Origin of the sequence: Pseudomonas sp. GW456-12-10-14-LB2 (assembly GCF_002884345.1) — a bacterium.
GTDB lineage: Bacteria > Pseudomonadota > Gammaproteobacteria > Pseudomonadales > Pseudomonadaceae > Aquipseudomonas > Aquipseudomonas paraglycinae.
On sequence record NZ_POHV01000217.1, the window covers coordinates 1 to 259 of the forward strand.

The window sequence follows — 259 nt, forward strand, 5'->3', positions numbered from 1 at the left end:
CAGCAGCTCGGCACGGCCAGCCGCCGCGAAGTCATCAATCAGCGCCTCGCAGAGCTCGCGGATATGCGGTTCCAGAGTCTTGACGAACGCACCTGTGAACACTTTGTCGACCAGTGAGCGATACCGCGTGTGCGAGGGCGGATCGTTGGTGACAAGCGTGTGCATCGGCAGAAAGCCACGCTCCGCGTAGCGTTTCGCCACTTCCGCGGCAACAACGGACTCCTTGCGATCCACGATCACTGCCGTGGTGTTCGAGAAC

Annotated in this window: 1 pseudogene; it reads right to left on the bottom strand. The window is 61.4% G+C overall.

The features are described from left to right. Nucleotides 1–259, bottom strand: a pseudogene (locus tag C1X29_RS29340) (cytochrome P450); the annotation flags it as partial.